Source organism: Brevibacillus sp. RS1.1, assembly GCF_013284365.1.
Taxonomy (GTDB): Bacteria; Bacillota; Bacilli; order Brevibacillales; family Brevibacillaceae; genus Brevibacillus; species Brevibacillus brevis_D.
The window spans coordinates 1,245,022-1,263,396 of sequence record NZ_JABSVA010000001.1 but is presented as its reverse complement, the minus strand read 5'-3'; the positions used below and the strand labels follow the sequence as shown (position 1 = coordinate 1,263,396).

Genomic DNA, 18,375 nt, shown 5'->3' with positions numbered 1-18,375 from the left:
GAAGGGAGAGTTAGCTGCAATGAGCGAATCCTATCAGATCCATACCATTTCTACTAGCTATCTCAATGAATTGTCCAATTACAATTATTTAATCGTCGATAAAGCGACAAAGCTGGCTGCTCTTGTAGATCCTTCTTGGGAACTCGATCGAATTTTGACGGTGATCGAGGGGCTGGACGTGAAGCTGCATGCCATTTTGTTAACGCATTCCCATTTTGATCACGTCAATCTTGTGGAATTGCTAAGTGTACGATATGCGCCCAATGTGTACATATCAGCGAAGGAAGCGCGGTATTACGCCTTTTCTGCGCCCCATTTACATACGTTTAACGATCTAGATACCATTTCGCTGGGAAACACCACGATTACCTGTATGCTTACGCCGGGCCATACTGCCGGAAGCGCCTGTTATCTTTTATCCGGTTGTTTGATAACAGGGGATACGCTATTTATCGAAGGCTGCGGCAGATGCGATACAACCGGCGGAAATCCGGATGATATGTTCGATAGCTTGCAAAAAATACGAGACACCGTGCCGATCTACGCCAGAGTCTATCCTGGACATTCATACGGGAAAGAGCCTGGATATCCGCTTTGGTATTTATTGGAGAACAACATCTATTTTCACCTTGTGAATCGCGCGCAATTCATTTCGTTCCGTATGCGTCATGCTCAAGGCTATGGCTTGGATGCGAGAGAGAGACGAAAGTAAAACGGAGGGGACAAATGGAGAAAAAAGTCGTGTTTATGTTCTCGGGTCAAGGCTCCCAATATTATCACATGGGTGAGACGCTCCTGGCTGAGGGAGATGTATTCGAAAAATGGATGACCCGGCTGGATCAAATTGCCGAACCATTAGTTGGCCGATCCATCATGCAACTGCTCTATGACCCTCTACATTCGAAAGCAGAACCTTTCGATAGAACGCTTTTTACTCATCCGGCTCTTTTTATGGTGCAGTACGCCTTGGCACAAGAGATGCTTCATCACGGGATCTTTCCTGATTATGTATTGGGTAGCAGCCTCGGGGAATTTGTCGCGGCCGCTGTCTCCAATATTATAGACCCGGAGCAGGCCCTCATTGCTGTCATCAAACAGGCTCAAATCTTTGAGATGAGTTGTGAAAGCGGGGGGATGCTGGCCGTATTGGATGATCCGCGCACCTTTCGGGACAACCCGCTCTTATATAACAACACCGAGCTGGCAGGAGTTAACTACGATGGGCATTTCGTGATCGCTGGCGGTAATGTGGGCTTGGACGGCATTCATACGCATTTGAGGGATAAGGGCATTGCTTCCGTTCGGCTTCCTGTCTCCTACGCGTTTCATTCGAGGGGAATTGATCCAGCCGAAAACGCGTTTATGAGTCATCTTCGTACTTTATCGTTTCAGAAACCGGCCGTTCCTTTTTTGTCCGGCATGACTGGAGAATTGGTTGAAGCTTTGAGGCACGAATACTTCTGGGATGTGGTTAGGCAGCCGATGAGGTTTCGGGAAGCAGTAACTGCTATGGAGCGGGAACAGCCGGCCGTTTATTTGGATTTGAGCCCTTCAGGGGTGCTCGCAAATTTCACGAAACGTCTCTTTAAGGACGATTCAAGCTCTGAAAGCGCCGGGCTTCTGACGGTATATGGTTTTGACTTTGAGAAAATGAATGAGCTCAAGCAAACGATCGCACGACCAAATGACTCGATTACGGGAGGGAAAGACGAAACCATGATCGCATATCTTTTTCCAGGACAAGGCTCGCAGCACGTTGGCATGGGGGAGGGACTTTTTGATGAATTTCCGGATATGACTGCAAAGGCGGATGCCATTCTTGGTTATTCGGTAAAGGAGCTATGCCTGAACGATCCGAAGCATCAGCTGAGCAACACCGCCTTTACCCAACCGCTTTTATACACCGTCAATGCTCTGATGTATATGAAGAAAAGAAAGGAAACAGGCAGACGTCCCGACTTTGTAGCCGGTCATAGCTTGGGCGAGTATAACGCCCTGTTTGCGGCAGAGGTTTTCGATTTCGAAACCGGACTGCGTCTTGTTAAGAAGCGGGGCGAGCTGATGGCCCTGGCTACAGGCGGAGGAATGGCGGCAGTAATCGGTATGCAGGCGCAAGAGGTTGAAGACATGATTCGCCGGAATGGACACTTGGAAATCGACGTTGCCAATTATAATTCGCCCGTGCAAACCGTCTTGTCGGGGCGTAAAGACCATATAATGGAGGCGCAGCGCATTTTTGAACAGGCAGGGGCAGGGATGTACATTCCGCTTAATGTCAGTGGCGCATTCCATTCCCGGTATATGAATGAAGCGAAGAAAGAATTCGAGCAATTTCTAAATAACTTTATCTTCAGGGAGCCTGTTATCCCTGTCATCGCAAACGTGTCTGCCCGTCCGTATCGGTTCAACGAAATCAAACGCAACTTGACTGAGCAAATTACAAGCTCCGTCAATTGGACAGACACCATTCGCTATTTAATGGGAAAAGAGGTAGAGCTGTTGGAGGAGGTTGGGCCGAAGGATGTGCTTACAAAACTGACGGAGAAGATTCGGCAGTCGAGTTCTCCGTTATTCGTAGAGGAAGAAACGAGCACAAACGAACAAGTGGACGACCTGCCGTTCGTTGACAGGGAATCGGTCTCCATGCCCAGCGCCCGGAAGACGATCACTGCAGCTTCGCTTGGTAGCCCGGCGTTCAAGGAAAGGTATGGTTTGAAATATGCCTATGTTTTGGGCGCGATGTACAAGGGGATTTCCTCGGCTGAAATGGTTGTGAAAGCCGGAAAGGCCGGCATGCTCTGTTTCTTTGGCTCCGGAGGACTAAGGATTACGCAAATCGAGGAAGCGATTCGGGACATTCAGCGCCAGTTACGCGGCGGTGAGCCCTATGGAATGAATTTTCTTCACCATCCGGATAATCAGGCTCTCGAAGAAGCGGTTGCCGATCTTTACTTGAAGTACGGCATAACCGTAATAGAGGCTTCTTCCTTCATTACGATGACTCCCGCGCTCATTAAATATCGGGCGAAGGGACTGACTAGAAGAGCGGACGGAACGGTGGAGATTCGAAACAAAATTATCGCCAAGGTTTCCAGACCCGAGGTCGCATCCAACTTCCTAAGGCCAGCACCGGAGCGGATCATTGAGAGGCTTGTTCAAGAAGGTAAAATCACGCAGGAAGAAGGCCGCTTGCTGCAAATGGTACCAGTTGCCGACGATCTGTGCGTCGAAGCGGATTCGGGCGGACATACCGATCAAGGCAACGCGTATGTGCTCATGCCGACATTGATCAGGCTGCGTGACGATATGGTACGCGAACATGGTTATACGAACGAGATTTCCGTAGGTGCTGCCGGAGGGATCGGAACTCCTGAGGCTGCGGCTGCCGCGATATTGCTAGGAGCGGATTTCCTTGTGACCGGTTCCATTAACCAATGCACGGTGGAGGCTGCGACTAGTGATGCTGCTAAAGACCTTTTGCAGCAGGCGAATGTGCAGGATACCGATTATGCGCCGGCGGGCGATATGTTTGAAATCGGCGCCAAGATACAGGTTTTAAAGAAGGGCCTGTTTTTCCCCGCAAGAGCGAATAAATTGTATGATCTGTACCGGCATTTCAACGCCTTGGAAGAAATAGACGAGCCGACAAGGGAGCGTCTTCAGGATAAGTTTTTCCATCGCTCCTTTGAAGAAATCTATCAGGAAGTTATAGCACACAAATCTCCTGCCGAAATCGAGAAGGCGGAGCGTAATCCGAAGCATAAAATGGCCCTTATATTCAAGTGGTATTTCTCCTATTCGACGCGGTTGGCGATGACGGGCAGCAAGGAACAGAAGGTAGATTACCAGATTCATTGCGGTCCTGCGCTCGGAGCATTCAACCAATGGGTGCTGGGTACGGAGCTGGAGCATTGGAGAAACCGTCATATCGATCAGATTGGAGAGATGCTGCTGAATGAAACGGCAGCCCTGTTGAACCACCGAATTTCCGAATTGGTTGGCAATTGACTGAGAAGGAGAACGTTATGGTTGATATAGCAATCATCGGGATGTCCTGCAGACTACCTGGGGCGCGGAATTATCATGAATACTGGTCCAATCTGATCGAGGGTCGTTCATCCATCCGGGAAATTCCCAAGGAGCGGTGGGACTGGAGAGATTATTGGGGAGATCCGAAAGTTGAATATGCGAAGACCAACAGCAAATGGGGCGGCTTTATTGACGATGTAGACGCTTTTGATGCCGCGTTCTTCGGTATATCGGCCAGAGAGGCGGAGGTGATGGACCCGCAGCAGCGGATGATGCTTGAGCTTGCCTGGTCGTGTCTTGAAGATGCCGGGATCGTCCCGTCAGCGTTATCGGGCAGCAAGACAGGGGTCTATATCGGCGTGTTCAACTTGGATTACAAGGAACTGCAGGAGAGGCCCTCTAGCCTTATTGAAGCTCATTATTCGACGGGAACCGCAGCAGCTGTTATCGCGAATCGCATATCCCATTTTATGAATCTGAGAGGGCCCAGCCTTTCAGTGGACACCTCATGTTCAAGTTCGCTGCAAGCGATTCATTTAGCGGCCCAATCGTTACAGACAGGTGAATGCAGCATGGCTTTGGCGGGTGGCGTCAGTCTGATCCTGACTCCGACCCGCCATATTTCATTTTCCAGAACAGGCATGCTGTCACCTACGGGCTCCTGTAAAACGTTTGATGATAACGCGGATGGCTATGTCCGCAGTGAAGGCGCCGGTCTTATTTTGCTTAAGCCCTTGGCACTGGCGGAAAAAGACGGCGATTTAATCCATGGTGTCATTAAAGGAAGCGCTGTGAATCATGTCGGTAAGACACACACCTTAACTTATCCGAATGCACAGGCGCAGGCTGAAGTCATCGAGGAGGCGTTCCGCAAAGCGGGTCTAACACCGGATCAGGTGAATTATATGGAGGCACACGGCACAGGAACGCCTAAAGGCGATCCGATTGAGTTTCAGGGCCTTACGCTTGCGTTTCAAAAACTCGAAGCAGAGATGGATAAGCCGCTTAGTCATCGTTATTGCGGCATCGGTTCAGCCAAAACAAATATCGGGCATGCCGAATCCGCAGCAGGCATCGCGGGCGTGATTAAAGTGCTGCTTTCTATGAAGCACCGAACACTCCCCGGATTACAAAATTTCAAAACGTTGAACCATCGGGTTGAATTAACCGAGACTCCTTTCTATATGGTGGACCGGCCGCGGGAATGGGAGCCGCTTCTGGATCATAATCAACAGCCGCTTCCGAGAAGAGCCGGCGTAAGCTCGTTCGGCTTCGGTGGTACGAACGGGCATGTGCTGATCGAGGAAGCGCCGCAGAGGCCGTCTCACAAGATGGCACAGCATGGATTGCCGTGCCATCTATTTTGTTTTTCCGCGAAGTCTGAAAAATCGCTCCTTCTATCGCTAGAGACGTTCGTTGCATGGTTGGAAAGCGAAGGAAACGAGTGTGAAGCCGCGGACCTTAGTGCAGCCTTGCTACTGCGCAAGCAGCATTTTGGCATTCGTACCGCTATCGCGGCTCAAAGTGTGGAGGAGCTTAAAGGACGTTTAAAGGAGCTGTTGTCCGACCGGAAAGAAGCACAGCAATTTTTGAAGCAGGAAGCTTCAAAATTAGAAAAGACCAAAACTGCGCTTTTTCAAGAGCTGGCAGGCCTACTGATCCGGGAGCTCCGCGAATGTGTGAATGATACGCAAAAGTATCGGGAGAAAATATCGGCTTTGGCAGAGCTGTACGTAAAGGGCTATGACTTCGATGCATGGGCACTCTTTGAAGGAATGGACCTGAACAGACTTCGACTGCCTACCTATGCTTTTACCAAAGAACGATACTGGATTACGGGCAATGCTTCAGAATCCGCCATTGTGCCGACGTCAGGCAGCGGAGGTGTAGGTGAGCTTCATCCTGTACTGCATCGGAACACATCGGACTTTGCCGGGGTTCGCTACAGTTCGGTTTTCACAGGAGAGGAATTTTTTCTCGCCCATCATGTCGTCGCCGGGAAGCGTGTATTGCCGGGTGTCGTTTACTTGGAAATGGTCCGCGAGGCGGCTGAACAGGCCGGCAGGAAATGGTTAGGCGAACGTAAGCGTATCGTGCTGAATCGGGTGGTGTGGTCGAAGCCTGTTATTGTGACGGATAGCTCCGTTGAGGTTCATGTGTCGCTTTCGGTTCAAAATGACGATAGCTGCAGCTTTCAAGTGTACAGCGTATCCGGTGAATCAGAGCAAGATCGTGTTCTTCATTGCGAAGGTCATGTCTCGTTTCGTTCGGTTGATCCGGCTTTCAGGAAACTGGAAATTCAAGATTTCTTAAACTCCGGGCGAACTCCCGTCCCATCGCTCGTCTGTTATGAACGTATGGGGGGGATGGGGCTTCATTATGGTCCGGCTCATCAAGGAATTGAGCAACTATATCAAATGGACGGCTTTATTGCCGCTAAGCTGTTGCTGCCGGAACCCATTTCCGATACGCGAAATCACTTTATTCTTCATCCGAGCTTGATGGACGCCGCTCTGCAGACGGCGGTTTACGGTTATTCAAATGCCAGACAAACGGCGGTTGGTGAAAGCGGCAAGCCCTTGCTGCCTTTTACGCTGCGGGAGCTCGAAATTATACGTCCGTGCGCTTCTGCTACTTGGGCGATTGTAAGCGAGGAAGAAGCGGAAGACAGCAAAATGACGAAACGTCTCCGTATTGATGTATGCGATGAGGACGGCAGCGTCTGTGTGAGTATCAAGGGCTTCGTCCTAAGGCCGCTGGAGGGCGGGTTCGCCGACGGCGTCTCAGATCCTGCAAAACCAGAGGCGTCAAAGGCGTATGCAGGATTAATGGTGCCGCTATGGGACCCGATCACACCGGCAGCACGTAAAACAGATGTTCCGAACATACGAACCGTAATAGCCGGGGGTTCGGCAGCGAGCCGTGACAAGATATGGCGGGTTATTCCAAATGCGCAGGATGTACAGCTACAGGTGGAGGATGACCTGGAAGTATTGGCACGAAAGCTGGAGAAATGCGGCGAGATCGGCCATTTTGTTTGGATTGCGCCTGACGATTCGATAGAGTCAGCGGAATCGGATGCGATGCTTGCGGCGCAGCATGAAGGCGTGCTGTTCCTGTTTCGGATCATCAAAGTGCTTCTGCTGCTTGGATATGGCGCAAAGCCGTTAAAGTGGAGCGTCATCACATTTCAAACGGTGCAGGTATTCCAGAAGGAAACGATTCGGCCGGCTCATGCAAGCCTGCATGGGCTTATTGGCTCGATGGCCAAGGAATATCCGAACTGGTCAGTTAGCTTTGCCGATTTGGAGGGGGAAGAAGCTTGGTCGATTGAAGAGTTGATCGCATTGCCGCCTGATGAGCGGGGCGACGTGTGGGCATACCGGTCCAAGGAGTGGTACCGGCAGAAAATGATCCCGGCGCAGATCCCCAAACCCGAAGGTACAGCCTATCGGAAGGGAGGGGTCTATGCGGTAATCGGCGGAACCGGCGGAATCGGAGAAGCATGGAGCGAATATATGATTCGCCGGTATCAGGCGAACATCGTCTGGATTGGCCGACGGGAGATTGATTCCGGTATTCAGGAGAAGATCGATCGGCTGTCAAAGCTGGGGCCGTCTCCGTGCTACATCCAAGCAGACGCAAAGGACGGGAAGGCGCTGGAACTGGCGTACGAGAGTATAAAATCCAGCTACGGACGGATCCATGGTGTCATACACTCGGCAATTGTGCTTTTGGATCAAAGTTTGGCGAATATGTCGGAGGAACGGTTCGCAGCGGGATTGACGGCAAAGGTGGACGTGAGCGTAAGGATTGCACAGGTATTCGGAAGGGAACCATTGGATTTCGTCCTGTTCTTCTCTTCCATGAACTCTTTTGCAAAACCCGGAGGTCAGAGCAATTATGCGGCAGGGTGCACCTTCAAAGATGCATTCGCACAGCGTCTGGCGATGGAATGGCCATGCAAAGTGAAGGTCATAAACTGGGGCTACTGGGGGGGCACAGGCATCGTTTCCTCGGAACATTACCGAAAGCGCATGGCACAAGCAGGGGTTGACTCCATCGAGCCGGAAGAAGCGATGGACGCACTGGAGACGCTCCTTGCCGGGCCGTTTGACCAAATGATGCTAATCAAAACAACAAAGTCTTATCCGCTCATTAATATGAAGCATGATGAATGGATTGCAAACTATCCGGAACAGCTCTCGTCCAATATCCAACGGCTGATAACGGAGCGAAAGAGGCGCAGTGCTTCAGAGCAGGAGTATCCTGTAGCAGATTCTTCGTTATCGACCGATGAGACAGCCGATCCTGTGCTGACGTATTTATCCGGTTTAGCCGCAGAATGGCTTCAAGTGGATTTCGGTGAAATGGATGTGGATACTCGGTTGGAGGAATACGGGGTCGATGCGGTCGTTCTTAACGAAATGCTCTTGTCCGTAAATCAGCAGTATCATATCGATTTGCAGCCGGCCGAGCTGTCTGCTCAAGCATCGCTGCGTCAGATCAGTTCATGTGTGCGTGAGGCAATAAGAATCGGCGCTGACAAGAGCGATGCATAACAAAAGAAAGGATGGCCTGCTAATGTCGGGATTTAAGGTTGGAAGTCTGCAAATGAAGTGGAACGATCCGCTTCTTTGCCGGCTACTCTGGGGTCAACTGCAATCGATTGGCATGTTTAGGGAACGAAATACGACAATGGATGCGCTAAAAGCAGCTGCCGGCTTGCGCGGGATATACGATAGATGGCTGGAAGAAAGTGTCGCTGTACTTGCGCGGCACGGTTATCTCGAGGTTAGCGGCGGCAATATCGATGTTTACGATACATCGCTTGTCCAAATCGAGACCATCTGGGCAGAATGGGACCGACAAAAAACGGAGTGGCTCGCCGACCCGAATCTTAAAGCGCAGGTCGTCTTGGCCGAAGCCGTGCTTAAGGCGCTGCCGGAGATTATTACGGGCAAAATTCCTGCAACCGACGTTATATTCCCTCAAGCTTCCATGGCGCTGACGGAGGGGATTTACAAGAACAATCTGGCCGCGGATTACTTCAATGAAGTGATCGCAGACCTCGTGGTCGATTATGTACAAGAACGAAAGCGTCAGGACGCATCGGTGCGCATCCGGATTTTAGAGATCGGCGCCGGTACGGGCGGAACGAGCGCGATGGTCTTTCGCAAGCTGAAACCGTATCAGGCGAATGTTGAGGAATACTGCTACACAGATCTGTCCCGCGCTTTTTTTATGCACGCCGAGAAAGAATACGGGCCTGACAATCCGTATTTGACCTGTCAAATATTCGATCTGGAGAAACCCCTTGCGGAGCAGCGCATAGAGCCGGGAGCCTATGAGCTGGTGATTGCGACGAATGTTCTCCATGCTACAAAGCAGATCAGGCAAACATTGCGCAATGCTAAAGCTGCGCTTAAAAAGAATGGACTGCTTCTTCTCAATGAATTAAATGACAACTCCCTGTTCTCCCATCTTACCTTCGGATTTCTGGAAGGCTGGTGGATGTATGAGGATGCAGAGCTCCGAATACCCGGCTGTCCCGGCTTGTACCCCGAGACATGGAAGCGGGTGCTGGAGGCGGAGGGCTTTCGGCATGTATTTTTCCCTGCTGAAGCCAGACATGAATGGGGGCAGCAAATTGTCATTGCAGAGAGCGACGGTATCGTTCGACAGCTTGAAAAACGTCCGGCCTCTGTCGGTGCTGCAGAGCCTACGAGATCCCGTGCTTTGTCTTCAGAACGCTTGGATCGGATCGAAACGCAGCATGGTTACCCAGCACAGCCTGCCAAGGTAGAAGCGGCGAGCGTTCAGGACATCGACCGACACGCGATATCGGAAATGATTCGAGTGGTTATTCGGGAGAAACTGGCAGAATCGTTGAAGGTGAGTGCCGATATTATCCAAGACGATGAATCGTTTGCCGATTACGGTGTCGACTCCATCCTTGGCATTCATCTGGTGCGTATACTGAACGAGGCGCTAAAGGTGGAGCTGGAAACGACGAGTCTGTTCGACTACTCCTCCGTAGACGAATTGACTGCACACATCCAGTCGACTTATATGGACGTTTTTATACATAAAAATGTGCTTGAACCAAAAGCAGAAGTAGCTAATGTCGCAGCTGGCATCGTCGTAATCGAAACTGCGGAGCAAGAAAAGGAGATTGCTCGTGACCCGATGACAGCGGAGGGCATTGCGATTATCGGGATGAGCGGACGGTTTGCCGGCTCAGAAACGACGGACGAGCTGTGGCAGCATATCGCAAACGGCAATGATTTGGTAGGCCCGATCACCCGCTGGGATCTTTCTTCCCACCTGGCCTGGAGCGGCTCAGATGCTTGCCGCGACGGCAGCTTTTTGGACCAGATCGACCGGTTTGATCCAATGTTCTTTAATATTTCGGGACTGGAAGCATCTTATATGGACCCTCAGCAAAGGCTGTTTCTCGAAGAAGCGTGGAAAACGCTTGAGGATGCGGGCTACGCGGGATCGGCAGCTTCAAGCCGGCAATGCGGGGTCTATGTCGGATGCTGTGGAAGCGATTACCATGAATTATTCGGTAATCAACCCCCGGCTCAATCGTTTTGGGGGAACGCCATATCCGTAATCCCATCCCGTATCGCATACTTTCTTAATTTGCAGGGGCCAGCGGTTACGATTGACACGGCTTGTTCCAGCTCGCTGACGGCTATTCATTTGGCTTGCCAAGCGCTTTGGTCCAATGAGGTCGAAATGGCATTGGCAGGCGGTGTTTTCGTGCAAGCGACGACTCGATTTTATGAAAACGCCATTCGAGCCGGTATGCTCTCGCCGAGTGGCCGCTGCTATACGTTCGATGAACGGGCGGACGGCTTTGTACCCGGCGAAGGGGTTGGTGTCGTGATGCTGAAGCGGCTGAAGGACGCATTGGCAGACGGTGACCATATTTATGGTGTCATCCGGGGCTCCGGAATTAATCAGGATGGGACGACCAACGGGATTACAGCGCCAAGCGCCAAATCCCAGGAACGACTGGAGCGTCAAGTGTATGACCGCTTCCAGCTCGATCCGCAGGGGATCCAATTGATGGAGGCGCATGGAACGGGAACAAGACTGGGCGATCCGATCGAGTTTCAGGCCTTAACGCGTGCGTTCCGGCATTATACGGATAAGGAGCATTATTGCGCTCTTGGTTCGATCAAAACGAATATCGGCCATTCAGTCGGCGCTGCCGGAGTAGCCGGCGTTATGAAAATATTGCTTGCTTTGAAGCATAAGCAGCTGCCGCCGTCACTGCACGCTGAGCGTATCAATTCGAATATCCGCCTGGAAGGCAGTCCGTTTTTCATCAACAAGTCCATTCGGGCTTGGGAGACGGAGCCCGGCACGCCGCGCCGCGCTGCTGTCAGCTCGTTTGGCTTCAGCGGAACGAACGCCCATGTGGTCATTCAGGAGGCGCCACCGCATGTCGGACGCGGTAAGCGGCAGCGCTCTCTCTACTTGATTGTACTGTCGGCTCGAACAGGTGAGCAGCTACGCAGGCAAGCGGAACGGCTCGCTGCATTTTGCAGGCGGGAGAACGGCAGTATATTCATCGGGGATATGAGCTTAACGCTTCTTCTCGGACGGAGACATTTTGCCGACCGGCTCGCCTTCCTGGCTAGGGATACGGAGGAGCTTCTTCTCCGTCTTGAAACTTGGCTGATGAATGGAGAAGGTCCGGGTATCTATGGATCTGATGCCCTTACGAAAGAGCAACGGGAGAAGCCAGATCTGAAACAGTATGGCAATGAATGTATAAACATTTGCGCAGCGGCCGACCAAGATGCCAAGTTTATCGAGAGTCTGACCGCCGTGGCAGACTTATACAGCCAAGGCTATTCCTTGAACTATGAACAATTGTTCGAGGGGTGCAGTTATAACAGAGTGTCTCTTCCGACCTACCCCTTTGCCGATGAGCGGTATTGGGTAAACGAGGGCGAGAGCAGTCCGCGTGCAGGAGCACAGGAAGCCTTGCAATCCTCGGAGGCTTTCCATCCGTTGCTGCATCGGAATGTCTCTACGTTTGCCGAACAACGGTTTACGTTGATCTTTACTGGCAAAGAGTTTTTCTTGGAAGACCATGTGGTGCACGGGCAGCGGGTGCTGCCGGGAGTTGCCTATTTAGAGATGGCAAGGGCCGCCGTTCAGTCTGCCGTAAGTGATGGGGAATACAGCGGGAAGAAGATCCGGCTCAAAAATGTGATATGGGCTAAGCCCATTATGGCAGGGGCTGCAGCCGTTTCGGCCGAAATTACGCTGACACCGTCAACCGACGGCGATATTGCTTTTCGGGTATACGGTCCGGCAGAAGCCGAAACCAAAACCGTCTTATGCAGTGAGGGCTCCATATGCCTGGAGGAGCCAGGTGAGCAGCCGCGTATTCCGATCGACCGGCTGCTGAAGGAATGCGATACTCGTTCGATCAGCCGGACGGAATGCTACGAAACATTTAATAGGATTGGTGTCAATTATGGTCCTTCTCATCAGGTCATGGACATTCTGCTCACCGGACAGGGCAAGGCGCTTGCGAAGCTGGTGCTTCCCGAATCCTTAGCTGCGTCTGTGCAAAGTTTTGCGCTGCACCCGAGCTTGCTGGACGGAGCGCTGCAGGCAGCTTCATGCCTGCTGCTCGGACTCGATACGGAAGTCGGCTACCAACCAGGTACCTCTCCGCCGCTTCCTTTTGCGCTACAGGAGATGGAGCTGCTGAATGAATGCTTGCCTGTTATGTGGGCTTTCGCCCGCTTCAGTAGCGGCAGCGGTCAACACAATCAGCTTCCAAGTCTTGACATCGATCTGCTGGACGAGCAGGGGAATATTTGCGTACGAATGAAGGGGTATTGCGCCAGAGCGATGGAGACGGGTGCTAGGCAAGAGGATGTCCTCTTTATGGTTCCGGAATGGAGGGACAAAGCTCCGCAGCCTGGAATTGCGAATTCGCCAGTAACCGAGCATACCGTGATCCTGTGCGAGCCCTCTCCCATGCTGCAAGCATCGGTGGAAAGCGCGTTTCCCGGTGTCCGTTGCTTGGTGCTGACGGCTGAAGAGGCCGCCATGGAGCAGAGATTCAGCGGATTCGCGCAGAGGATCTTCGAAGAGACCCAGCGCTTACTGCGCCAAGTAACAGGAAGAGGCGTCATACAGATCGTTTATACCCCCGGTAGCGGTCGCGAGCTGCTAGCGGGACTGCGCGGGCTGCTAAAAACGATGCGTCTGGAAAACCCGCATATGTCTGGACATTTGATCGAAATTTCGCAAGACGAAACAGCGTACGCAATCGTGCAAAAGCTTCGCGATAATCTCGATCATCCGGAGGATACGCATATCGGTTATCAAGGTTCCCGCCGTATGGTGATGACACTCAAGAGACGGACTCCTGGGGAGGGAACGAACTCCCGGTTATGGAAGGACGATGGCGTTTATCTCATTACGGGCGGAGCAGGCGGACTGGGTATCATTTTTGCGAAGGAAATCGCCCGAGCCGTACGCAGAGCGACGATCATTCTGACCGGCCGAGCACAGTGCGATCCATATAAGCTGTACGAGATCAAAAATTCAGTTTCGGGAAACGCCGACATTGTATACAAGCAAGCCGATATGACACGGATGGAAGAGGTAAAGCGGCTGGTTCACGCTATCGAGACGGAATACGGCGGTTTGAACGGGGTCCTTCACAGCGCCGGCGTGCATGCGGATAATTATTTACTTCGCAAAAGCAAGGACGAATGGAATACGGTATTGGCTCCTAAGGTTTCGGGGCTCGTCCACCTGGATGAAGTAACGAAGCATATCCCTTTGGATGTATTCGTCATGTTTTCATCTGTGGTTGCTTGGCTCGGTAATCCCGGGCAGGCGGACTATAGCACGGCGAACGCGTTTATGGACGCGTATGCCGCCTTCCGCAGCAGACTTGTCGCGGAGGGCCAAAGAAAAGGCCATACTTGTTCCATTAACTGGCCGTTATGGCAAGAAGGCGGCATGCGGGCAGGCGAGCATGCGGAGCGTGAGCTCGCCAAGGCGATCGGATTGATACCGATGTTCACCGAAGCCGGAATCCGGGCCTTCGATCAGGCGATGTCAATCGGTTCGCCGAACGTGGTCGTCGCGGCCGGAAGCGCTAAACGATTGGAGCAAGCCCTGACAGGGGATATCCAAGTATCGTCGGATGACGTGCAGCAGTACGAATCGGCAACGGACACCCTTTCGACCGAAGTGGAAGAACGCGTCCTCCTAAAAGTGAGGGAGATCGTTTCCTCCGTCATCCGGCTGCCTCTGCATCGGGTGGAAGCGGATGCGCACATGATGACGTTCGGGCTGGATTCCATTATCGTCATGCAATTGACGGGACAGCTCGAGCGTCTATTTGGTTCCTTGCCGAAAACGCTGTTTTTTGAATATCAAAATCTGCGTGACTTGGCGAAGTTTTTCATACAGCGGCATGAATCACGGTGTGCGCAATTATTCGGTGATCGTCCTCAGCCGGAGGTGCTGGAGGAAGATGCGCGTATGCCGGAGCATTCTGCCACGCGGCAAACGGTACTTTTACCAGAGAATGAAAGCGAGGATACCGCTCCTAAGCAGCGTAGTCTTCCCGGTAGCGCTCCCCTTGATATCGCGATAATTGGGGTTGCCGGCAGATATCCGGGTGCGAGAAATATGGATGAGTTTTGGGAGCTGCTGCAAGAGGGCGTCGATTGCGTGACAGAAATTCCGAAGGAACGATGGGATCATACCCCTCATTTCCATCCTGCCAAAGGAACGTCCGGCAAAACAAATGGCAAGTGGGGCGGGTTTCTGGAGGGCGTCGATCAGTTTGACCCGTTGTTTTTTAATATTTCGCCGCGTGAAGCGGAGCTTATGGATCCTCAGGAGCGGCTTTTTTTGCAGTGTGTCTATGAAACAATCGAGGATGCTGGCTACACTCGGGACAGTCTTGTCGGAAGAAAAGGGGACGGTGCCGGTTCCAGTGTAGGGGTATTCGCAGGCGTCATGTACGAGGAGTACCAGCTTTACGGAGTTCAGGAGACGATGAACGGTAATCCGGTCGCGCTGAGCGGAAGTCCGGCGTCGATTGCAAATCGGGTATCTTATGTTTGTAATTTTCACGGTCCGAGCGTTGCTGTTGATACGATGTGCTCGTCCTCGCTGACGGCCATCCATTTTGCATGTCACAGCCTGCAAAGGGGAGAGTGCGATGCAGCCATTGCCGGTGGCGTAAACGTCTCGCTGCATCCGAACAAATATCTGTTGCTTGGCCAAGGCAATTTCCTGTCCACCAAAGGCCGGTGCGAAAGCTTTGGAGCCGACGGAGACGGCTATGTCCCCGGGGAAGGCGTTGGAGCCGTCCTGTTGAAGCCGCTTGCGAAGGCCATCGCCGACGGTGACCAGATTTATGGCGTCATTAAGGGGACATCTATTAATCACGGCGGGAGAACGAACGGTTATTATGTTCCGAATCCGAATGCGCAGGCTTCCGCAATTGCGCGCGCGTTGAAGGAGTCGGGTATAGATGCGAGGTCAATCAGCTATGTAGAGGCCCATGGTACGGGCACATCTCTTGGCGATCCGATTGAAATTGCCGGGCTTTCTAAAGCGTTTGAAGCTTATACCGAGGACAAGCAATATTGTGCGATCGGTTCCGTCAAATCGAATATCGGTCACTGTGAAAGTGCCGCAGGCATAGCGGGCCTGACCAAGGTGCTGCTGCAGCTCAAGAACCAGAAGCTGGTACCGTCGCTGCATGCCGACACGCCCAACCCATTTATCGATTTTGCTACTACACCGTTTCAGGTTCAGCAGGAGCTAGGGGAGTGGGAGCGTCCGGTGATGGTGCTTGACGGGAAAATCGCGGAGCAGCCGAGAATGGCCGGCCTTTCCTCATTCGGAGCAGGCGGTGCGAACGCTCATCTCATCGTTGCCGAGTATATTCCGGATCGTAACGGTGCCGTGCATGCGCCAAAAGCTCAGCGAGAATGCATGATCGTGCTCTCCGCCAGAAGTGAAGACCAATTAAAAGAACGGGCTCGTCGTCTGCTGCAGGTAGTTAATAAAGACCTTGAAAATGACGATTCTTTCCTGATTAACATGTCTTACACACTCCAGGTAGGTCGAGAGGCGATGGAAGAGCGTATGGCCATCGTCGTAAGAACAGTCGAGGAGCTGCGGGCAAAGCTTATCCAATATGTGGATGGGCAGCTAGGAATTCCGGATTTGTACAGAGGATCGGTAAAACAGAACCGGGAAACTGTTGCGCTTATTGCGGCGGACGAAGATATGATGAAAGCGGTCGGGGCCTGGATGACCAAAGGTAAATACGCGAAGTTCCTGGATCTATGGGTAAAAGGGCTGGATATCGACTGGAGCAGTCTCTATGAAGAAGGCGATAAGCCGGAGAGGGTCAGTCTGCCCACCTATCCGTTCGCACAGGAGCGTTACTGGCTGCCGTCAGTATCGTCTACGGATGAACCAGGGGAGTTCCACTCTTTAGACCGACCTACTTCCGAGCCCACTCTTAAGCCTGATGAGAAGGCAAAGGTTATTTCCGCTGAGGAATTTAGATCTCCGCCTGCACATAACGGATTGCTCGTACCTGTGTGGGACCCTGCACCATCACCAGTAAGAAACGCGGCTGATCGGACACCGTATGGTCGCACAGTTATTATTGGCGGGACTGCCGCAAGGGTCGCCCAGATCAGGCGGCATGTGGAGGATGCATCGGATGTGCAGGTTTATGCGGGAGAGAACACGGCGGAATTGGCACGGAAGCTGGAACTGTCCGGTCCGATCGGGCATTTGATCTGGATTGCTCCGGATGATTCGATAGAAATAGCACAATCGGAGGCCATGTTGGAGGCGCAGCGTGAAGGGGTACTGTTCCTGTTTCGGACCATTAAAGCCTTGTTGGCCCTTGGATATGGCATGAAGCCGTTACGGTGGAGCATCATCACGGTTCGAACCGTCCAGGTTTACCGCGGAGAAGTGATTAAGCCTGCCCACGCAAGCCTCCACGGGCTAATCGGCTCAATGGCCAAGGAATATCCGAACTGGTCCGTTTGTCTTGCGGACATGGAGACGGATAACAGCTGGCCGCTCGAGGAACTGTTCGCACTCCCGCCGGATGCGCGGGGCGATGGATGGGCGTATCGGTCCGGGGAATGGTACCGGCAGAGACTGATGCCAGTGCGTATGACCAAGACTACAGCTACCGTATACAAGAAGGGTGGCGTCTATGTAGTCATCGGCGGTACGGGCGGCATCGGAGAAGTGTGGAGCGAGTATATGATTCAGCGTTATCAGGCGAACATCGTTTGGATCGGGCGACGGGGGAAGGATACCGGCATACAGGCCAAGATCGATCGGCTGGCGGAGCTTGGACCGGCTCCACGCTATATCCAAGCGGATGCGACTGACGGGAAGGCGATGGAGCGGGCGTATGATGAAATAAGAAACCGATACGGACGCATCCACGGACTGGTCCACTCGGCCATCGTACTGCTGGATCAAAGCCTGGCGAACATGGAAGAGGAGCGGTTCGTTGCGGGATTGCGTCCGAAGACAGATGTGAGCGTACGAATGGCACAAATATTCGGTCATGAAAAGCTGGACTTTGTCCTGTTCTTTTCATCAATGAACGCGTTTCTAAAGCAGGAGGGGCAGAGCAACTATGCGGCAGGCTGCACGTTCAAGGATGCGTTCGCGCAGCGTCTGGCGACGGAGTGGCCATGCGCCGTGAAGATCATGAACTGGGGCTATTGGGGCAGCACGGGGGCTGTGTCGTCAGAACATTACCGCCGGAGAATGGCGCAAGCAGGCATTGTCTCTATTGAACCGGGCGAGGCGATGGACGCGCTGGAATCGTTGCTTACCGGACCTTTCGATCAGCTTGCCCTGATGAAAACGGCGGCAGGTAATGAAATGTTTGGCCAGCCGATCGCCGATGAGTTGGAAGCTTATCTGGAAGAGGACAGCCTGTCTTTCGAGCATATCGTCAATCATCTTCGTTTGCCCGCGGTTCCGAAGGCTGAAGCTTCGGACTTGCTTAGAGCGGGAGAGTCTGTGGACCGGCTTGGAAATTCCCTGCTACGGGCGGCAGCGAGCATATTGAATGTGCAAGCGGAAGAAATCGAAGCGGACATCCCATTCTATGAGTATGGATTCGACCCTGTTAAGCTGGCCGAATTTTCCCGGTGGATATCCGATCACTATAAGCTTGCTATGACAAGCGATACGCTCCTTCAACAGGCAACGCTTGGACAGTTGGAGGCCTTCCTTGCGGAGCATATCGGATAAACAAATAGATTCGGAAAAAATCGG

Annotated in this window: 3 protein-coding genes and 1 pseudogene; all 4 read left to right on the top strand. The window is 52.5% G+C overall.

Annotated elements, in window-relative coordinates; genetic code table 11:
• The first annotated feature begins 19 nt into the window (after positions 1 to 19).
• On the top strand, positions 20 to 712 hold the full coding sequence (locus tag HP570_RS05400) for an MBL fold metallo-hydrolase (RefSeq protein WP_142497698.1): 693 nt from the start codon (positions 20 to 22) through the stop codon (positions 710 to 712).
• A gap of 14 nt (positions 713 to 726) precedes the next feature.
• Positions 727 to 4,008, top strand: coding sequence for an ACP S-malonyltransferase (gene fabD / locus HP570_RS05395; protein WP_173625099.1), 3,282 nt, complete (start codon positions 727 to 729; stop codon positions 4,006 to 4,008).
• A gap of 17 nt (positions 4,009 to 4,025) precedes the next feature.
• The gene (locus tag HP570_RS05390; RefSeq protein WP_173625098.1) at positions 4,026 to 8,591 is read left to right on the top strand and encodes a type I polyketide synthase; all 4,566 of its coding nucleotides are present in this window, start codon (positions 4,026 to 4,028) and stop codon (positions 8,589 to 8,591) included.
• Positions 8,592 to 8,613: 22 nt separating this feature from the next.
• Positions 8,614 to 18,321, top strand: a pseudogene (locus tag HP570_RS05385) (SDR family NAD(P)-dependent oxidoreductase); the annotation flags it as partial.
• Positions 18,322 to 18,375 lie beyond the last annotated feature (54 nt).